6 protein-coding genes are annotated in these 7274 nt (G+C 51.8%); 1 reads left to right on the plus strand and 5 read right to left on the minus strand.

All coding sequences use genetic code 11. The features are described from left to right. The 5 genes from R6U67_RS08130 to pruA form a co-directional block, all read right to left on the minus strand. A partial coding sequence (locus R6U67_RS08130) for a hypothetical protein (RefSeq protein WP_410252079.1) occupies positions 1-194 on the minus strand: 194 nt, incomplete at its 3' end. Between the two features lie 426 nt (positions 195-620). Continuing rightward, positions 621-773 (minus strand): hypothetical protein, encoded by a 153-nt coding sequence (locus R6U67_RS08135; RefSeq protein WP_410252084.1) that lies wholly within the window; start codon positions 771-773, stop codon positions 621-623. Further along, complete coding sequence (locus tag R6U67_RS08140) at positions 751-1287, minus strand: HNH endonuclease (protein WP_410252080.1); 537 nt, start codon at positions 1285-1287, stop codon at positions 751-753. Before R6U67_RS08140 ends, R6U67_RS08135 begins: the two co-directional genes overlap by 23 nt. A 1444-nt stretch (positions 1288-2731) precedes the next feature. Then, the gene (locus R6U67_RS08145; RefSeq protein WP_410252081.1) at positions 2732-3154 is read right to left on the minus strand and encodes a hypothetical protein; all 423 of its coding nucleotides are present in this window, start codon (positions 3152-3154) and stop codon (positions 2732-2734) included. A 256-nt stretch (positions 3155-3410) separates the two neighbouring features. Beyond that, entirely contained in the window at positions 3411-6389 is a 2979-nt protein-coding gene (gene pruA / locus R6U67_RS08150) for an L-glutamate gamma-semialdehyde dehydrogenase (protein WP_410252082.1), read from the minus strand. Between the two features lie 206 nt (positions 6390-6595). On the opposite strand from pruA, the gene R6U67_RS08155 reads away from it, so the two are divergent. Further along, entirely contained in the window at positions 6596-7267 is a 672-nt protein-coding gene (locus R6U67_RS08155; protein WP_410252083.1) for a hypothetical protein, read from the plus strand. The last annotated feature ends 7 nt before the right edge of the window (positions 7268-7274 follow it).

Here is a 7274-nt window from a genome sequence, read left to right on the forward strand (position 1 = left end):
CTCATATCCTCGCCAGGGTCACCGACGGGAGTTAAGTCAGCGCCATCCGCATCGTCACCACCGTCAAGGAAGCCGCTGGGAGTGTAAATCGGCTCTAGGATGAAGGTCTGTGCGAAATCTTCAAGGGAATCGGCTTGGCGGCGTTCTTCCTGCAAGCGTTGTTTGAGCCAAGAGGTGAAGTGGAACAGAAACATAGTGGTAGATACTCCAAAGCAACCAAACGAGAGTGACAATCGGTACAAAGCCTATCGGGTTGCAGCTCGTTTTATCGCTAACCTGAACCCAATTTATGTGTGTATCGACTGTTTTAAGTTAATGAATTTTTTCTGTTTTGTCCACCAAAATAAAAAGATTTTTTTAGTAAAAAAATCACTTTTTTATACGCTTAAAAACCCCCTTGTAACTCTGTCACCTTAATAATGCGAATTTTACGGAACGCGGAGAAATTTTTAATCTTTCTTCATATAAGACGTGGCGATCGCCCCCCAACATCCCGGACATCCCCAATCGCTCAAACGCTTACCCAACCGGGAAAAATCAGCGACTTGCCCAAAAAAATCGAGACCTCATCTCACTTCCCAAGAAGCCCGTCTCTGCAAAACATTAAGTTTTATGAAAATTTAGCGGCCATCATCGCCCAAACCACTGAGCCGGAGTCGAGGGCGGATCACAACGCCCTTGACTCCGGCTTCCTCACCCAGAACGATCGCCCAACCCAACCCCGACCCAAAAACAGTCCCAGAGAGGGGTTCAGCCGTCCCAACCCGTACCATCGTCAAACTGATGATCCTTCCAGAACTGTTCGGCGAAGGCCACACTGGGGTGCATCGGTGGCTTCGGCTGACTCGATAACGGCATTCCCGCTTGCTGAGGGGTACGATCGCCCTTACGGGAATTACAGGTACTACAAGCCGTCACCACATTATCCCAAGTATGCGTTCCCCCCTTAGACTTAGGAATCACATGATCGAGGGTTAAATTTTTGCGACTGCCACAATACAGACAAGTATGATGATCGCGCCGGAGTACCTCCCGACGACTCACCCGAGGCACCTTCCAAATTCGCTCAGTTCCCGTGAACTTCATGCGAATATGCTCGGGAACCTCTAAGACCATCGACGGCGATCGCACCTGCCAGAAACTGGCATTCTCGGTAATCTGTAGCGGTTCAGCCTTTCCCGCCAACAGTAACACCACAGCCCGTCGTACATTAATCCGGCTAATCGGCAGATAGTTCTGAGAAAACACAACCACCGACTGACTCAAAATATCCGTTATTCCAGTCACAATAAACCTCCCTATGCAAAACCCCCGCTTCAGAAGTCAATCGAAGCGGGGGTGAGAATCTTGAAGTCCGGAAAAGAGCGGATGGTTGCGCTTATAAAAAGCGTCTAACCGAGTCGCCCCAAAGTGGGGAGTATCCGCGTTATGATTCCACACCACCCGCGCCCTATCATCTCAAAGGTTGAGAACCAGCTATCAAGCGCAATACTGACCTGTGCCAGCCCCGAAGGGGCGGTAAGCCAAAAATTCGCTAAAACTGGTCGGAAATGATAGTTCACGGTTTAACAGGTAAAACGGGACGCTTTGAATACGTCTTTCTGCATACTACACGATTGACACTCTCACCGCCATACCGAAGGTTAGCAGGAGATTCTTGCTTCTTCTCCTCTTAACTAGGTAACTTCAAAATGAAACTACCCCCGTCAGACTGAGTCCACAAGCCTTTTCGCCCCAACTTCCACGAGCGGCCTGACCGCAGAAGGGTTTGAGGTCTTATTGAGTTGTCGCGACCTTGCTTTTTACAGCTTCAAGTGAGTCGAGACCCGTCACCATGACATGGTCGAGGGTGATCTTTGTCGCGAGGTACTCTCTTAGGGAAGTCAGTCCCCATAATCCCTTACGCGCATCATGGCGCTTGTTTATAATACCACAACTGTGAACTCGTTAAGGATGTCCTAACAGAATGCCAGTGGGTTGGGCGCGATTCATCTGAGCCACCAAGCCAAAAGCGAGAGTGGGAGTCCTCTCGCGCCATTTATTGATATAGCAATCGAAAATTGGCTTAGGACACTCTGAGTTGGGAGAGAATGCCCTCCCTCTTGCCTATTGCCTATTGCCTATTGCCTATTGCCTATTGCCTATTGCCTATTGCCTATTGCCTTCTTATCCCCTATTTTTTGTACGATTCAGACCAACTTTTGCTGTAGTACAAAGAGCGTACAAATTTTGTCCACTGATTCGAGAGGTTAACCCAACACCCACCCCAACTCGTTCCCAAACCGCAACCACCGAGACACGAAAGAGTCCGGGAGCGTGGTAGCCCCGTAATTTTAATCCGGGGCGGAAACGCGACTCGTGCGGCTTTAGCCGCAGTGATATAATTGAATTACCTTCTCGATAACCCGAATGGAAGGGGCTTAACATCCCGTGAGGGCAGACTTGCATCACGCAGAAATGTCGGTAGCAAAGTGGTTCCATCGGCGAGAGATAAAAGGCGATCACAAACAAGTAAAGGGAAGCCTTTGGGCAACCCATAGAGGCGTATTTGACTTCGCCTATGAGTCCGACAAGTCGGAAGTTCTGAAATCCCTCCGGGGAATCCCCGTCGCGTGACTCGCGGGGAGTAGTCAAAAGTCACATCTTCCCAAACCCAAAAAACCTCCCGTTATCTGAGATGACGGGAGGTTTCAAACTCAACGGGGTTCAGCAACACCCCAAATACCGGACCCTAGCGGCGCTTAACATCCTTGGCCATGTTACGGAACATATCCATACTGGTGTCCGTACGGGCGTTACGACGCTCAAAGCTTTCACCGAGACCACCACTACTGCTGGTGTTGGTGCTGCTATTCGCATTCATGCTAGCACCAGGCGTATTTCCCACACTGGGAGTCGGCTGGCTGTTACCAAACTTGCGTTCTTCCATCGACGAGACATCAACTAAGCGTTCGGTTCCACCTTGGTTGAAGTCTTTCTGTCCCTTGGGAAATGTACGGCGCACCTGTTTCGAGGTTCGCATGTAATCGATGTCGCCGTAGGTTTTGGCCGCGTCGTTGTCTAGGAAATAGGCCTGACTCGGCTGTTGTGCCTTAATCGTATTCTGTTCTTGTTGTTTCTTGCGTCCGAAGAGTCCGCGAATAAATCCAGTCATAATATAGCTTTCCCCAGCTGGTGCGTATTGGTATCACTTATCCAAATCATAACAAAAGTTAGCAGAGTTTTCTCATAAATCTTTAAAAAAGTCTAAGATACCTTGAGGCGATCGCCCCAAAATCAACGTCATTGAGGCGGTTTAACGCCCCTCACCGCCTCAATGAGCTATATATTAATTTTTATGAAGATTGGTTTATTTTCGATAAACGACAGCCCCATTGGGGCGCAACCATGATAGAGCGCCCCAACCGAGATTACTCAGCCCCCTCAATCGGCGCAAACCCATGACGCTGGATATTCTCCGTCATCGTGCGAGGTTCAAGGAATTGCAGTAAATAATCGGGGCCACCCGCCTTCGAACCCACCCCAGACAACTTAAAGCCACCAAAAGGTTGACGAGAAACGATCGCCCCCGTAATTCCCCGATTCACATACAGATTCCCCACCTCAAACTCCGCCATAGCCCGGTCAATATGAGACGGAGTTCGTGAATAAATCCCCCCCGTCAGCGCATAATTCGTCCCATTCGCCACCGCCAACGCCTCATCAAAATCGGCAACCTTCAACACCGCCAACACCGGGCCAAAAATCTCCTCCTGGGCGATCGCCGCCTCAGGCGTAACCCCCGTAATCACAATCGGCCCCACAAAATAGCCGGGTTCCGGCGACGATAACTCCACCGCCACCGTTCCCTCCTGCTTCCCTTGGGCAATATATTCACGAATCCGTTGCTGGGCCTTCGCATCAATCACCGGTCCCACCTGAGTTCCCGGCTTCGACGCATCCCCCACATTCAGCGATCGCACCGCCTCCGTCAGCCGATCCACAAACGTCTCATACACCGACTCGAGAACAATCACCCGAGAACAAGCCGAACATTTCTGGCCACTATAACCAAACGCCGACTGCACCACCCCAGCCACCGCCTCATCGAGATCCGCACTCTCATCAATAATGATGCCATTCTTGCCGCCCATCTCCGCAATCACCCGTTTCAAGTGTTTTTGCCCTGGTTGCAACATCGCCGCATCCCGATAAATCTGACAACCCACCTCCTGAGATCCCGTAAACGTAATCATGTGGACATCCCGATGTTTCACCAAATGAGCGCCCACCGTCGATCCCTTCCCAGGAATAAACTGGAACACCCCCTTCGGAATCCCCGCCTCAATCAAAATCTGCGCCAACTTAGCCGCAATCACACTAGAGACTTCCGCCGGCTTCAACAGCGTACAATTCCCCGCCACCAACGAAGCCACCGTCATTCCCGTCGGAATCGCCAAAGGGAAATTCCAGGGCGAAATAATCAAACTAATCCCCCGAGGCTGATAATGATAGCGATTGTTCTCCCCCGGAATATCATAAGCCGTCCCCGTTTGCAGCCGTTCCATCTCCGAGGCATAGTAGCGACAAAAATCGATCGCCTCCGAGACTTCCCCATCACATTCAGCCAGAGGTTTACCCACCTCCAACAGCATCCAAGCGTTGAGTTCATGACGACGCTGTTCCATCAACTCCGCCGCCTTGCGTAAAATGCCGGCCCGTTCGGCGACTGGGGTTTGTCGCCACCCCGTAAACGCCGCTTTGGCCGTGGCCACCGCCTCATCGGCTTGTTCAATCGAAATCAATCCCACCGTTCCCACAACCTCCTCAGGATTCGAGGGATTCAGCGATTGGGCCGTCTCTTGAGTTTGCACAAACTCCCCATTCAGCCAAGGTTGATACGATTGCCCCAACTGTTGCCGCACTTGTGATACCGTCTCCCAAGCGCGATCGCGGATCTCAGCTTGAGCGTAATCGCAATCCGAGGCATTGGCAAAGGGTAACCCCAGCGGGGCAAACTCCGGCTTCTCAGCGTCGAGTTGCGGTGGGGCGATTAACTCCTCAATGGGGCGATTTTCCAGATTCTGACGCAGGAAGGAACTGTTGGCCGTATTCTCCAAGAGGCGACGAATCAGATAAGACATTCCCGGTAGCAATTCCCCATAGGGACAATAAACGCGCACCCGGTGGCCCCGCTTGGCCAGGGCCTTGGCTAACTTGTCCCCCATCCCATAGAGAACCTGCATTTCCACCCGTCGCCGAGGAATATTGAGGCTTTCGGCGATCGCACAGGCCAGGGCCTGCGATCGCACATTATGACTACCAATCGCCGCATACAAATACTCGTGATGTTCCAACAACAGCCGTGTCAACCGTTCAAAATTGATATCTGTCGCAGCCTTATCGTTATACACCGGCTGCGGCCAATCATGTTGTTGGGCGCGAATCGTCTCACGATCCCAATAGGCCCCCTTCACCAACCGTACTGTGACAGGAGTTCCTCGTTCCTTGGCCCAGTCAATCAGTCCCTGTAAATCCGCTTCCGACTCCCGCAGATAGGCCTGTAGCGTTACGCCAACATCACTGCGATCGCGAAACTCGGGTTCTAGGAGAATTTTCTTGAGAATCGAGAGAATCAGATCCTTATACTCATATTGCTCCATGTCAAAGTGAACCGCCGCCCCAGTCGCCTGACTATGGCGTAAAATCTCCCGGACGCGATCGCTAACACGATCTTCACTTCCCTGAGCATCGAGAGCATTAAACTGAGAATAAAACGCCGTCAACTTCACCGACACCTGCGCCCGAGGTAACGGTTCACCGTCGGCCTCATCAATTTGCGGAATCGCCCGCCAATCTTGCGCCGCCGCCGCCAAGGTGGTCATTAACTCACGATAGCGCTCAAAATACCGTTGCGCTTCTTGTTCCGTGATCACCGCTTCCCCAAGTAAGTCAATGGTAAACGCCAACTTATCTTTGCGTAGGCGTTTAACCGTTTCAATGACTTTGGGCAGAGTTTCCCCAGAAATATATTTATAGGCCAGCGTTTCAACGCCCGTCGCCACCGTTGTCGCCGCCACTTGTCCGGCCACCGAATCCCCGCCACTGAAGCTAATCAGTTTTTTCAAGGCCTCGGGTAATTCCACATCTTCAGTGGTGAGATACTCTTGCAAATGACGGGCAATTTCCGCTTTACTCCGCAACGCCGGTAAACAGTCAATGAAACGGAACAGTTGCACCCGTAAACCGGGGTTCCCCATGGCCCAATCGAGCAATTTATCGTCCCAGCGCATCTGTTCGCGGACTTTCGCGAAAAATCCACCCGTCTCGCGGGTTGCCGCCAAGAGTTCTCGGGCAATGTCCTGAGTTTTGGCGTCGTAGGGGGTTGAGTTAGAAGTTTGGGTGACCACGATGTAACGACCTTTGGCAATGAGGAGGGTTGGACAATTCGACAGTCTTTTATTCTACAGGACTCGCTGACGATTCGGGTTAGAGAGTTTGAGTCTAAGTTGGCCAGTTCAGACTGACGTTTCCTCTGCGATCGCCTTACGCTTGAACTCATCCTTTAAAATGTCAGGAAATCTTGTTTTTTTCAGGAAATCATGAAAAAGAAGCCATGACACTCTCTCTCGATTTAATTTTGGTTCCCCAAGGGCCGGAATACCAGGCCGTCCAGCGGGCCAAATTACCCATTCCCATCATTGCCATTCCGGCCGGCTTAACGGCCGTCGAAGCGGCCCTAAAAAGGGGTTTACAGCCCCCGCGCGATCGCCACTCACGAGTCTTAGTTTTAGGGTTAGGGGGAAGTTTATCCCCAAACCTAGTTCCAGGCGATGTCGTTCTCTGTCACACCTGTATCAACGGCCAAGGAGACCAGCAACAAGGCGATCGCCATCTCCTAGACCAACTCCAACAAATCTACGACAATTCCCAGCAACCCCTAGCCTATCAAGCCGCCTACAGCAGCGATCGCATCATCCATCGCGCCCAAGACAAACAGCACCTAGCCCAAACCACCGCCGCCGCCGTCGTTGAGATGGAAGGCTGGGCCATCTGGCAACAGTACCCCCAAGCCGCCATGATTCGCGTCATCAGCGACGACTGCCACCATGATTTACCGGACATATCCCAAGCGATCGCCCCAAATGGCAAATTAAACCCCCTCGCCCTAACTCACGCCTTCCTGAAGCAACCAGCCGCCGCTATGAGACTAATCCAAGGCTCCCTCACTGGACTCCGGCAACTCACCCAAACCGCCCATCAACTCACCCCCCATCTCACCCCCTAGATCCCCC

Origin of the sequence: Sodalinema sp. (assembly GCF_046483825.1) — a bacterium.
Taxonomy (GTDB): domain Bacteria; phylum Cyanobacteriota; class Cyanobacteriia; order Cyanobacteriales; family Geitlerinemataceae; genus Sodalinema.

What these genes read in the sequence shown, in the direction of transcription:
- R6U67_RS08135 (WP_410252084.1), bottom strand. Translation starts at nt 773, where the DNA reads ATGGTACGGGTTGGGACGGCTGAACCCCTCTCTGGGACTGTTTTTGGG.
- R6U67_RS08145 (WP_410252081.1), bottom strand. Translation starts at nt 3,154, where the DNA reads ATGACTGGATTTATTCGCGGACTCTTCGGACGCAAGAAACAACAAGAA.
- R6U67_RS08155 (WP_410252083.1), top strand. Translation starts at nt 6,596, where the DNA reads ATGACACTCTCTCTCGATTTAATTTTGGTTCCCCAAGGGCCGGAATAC.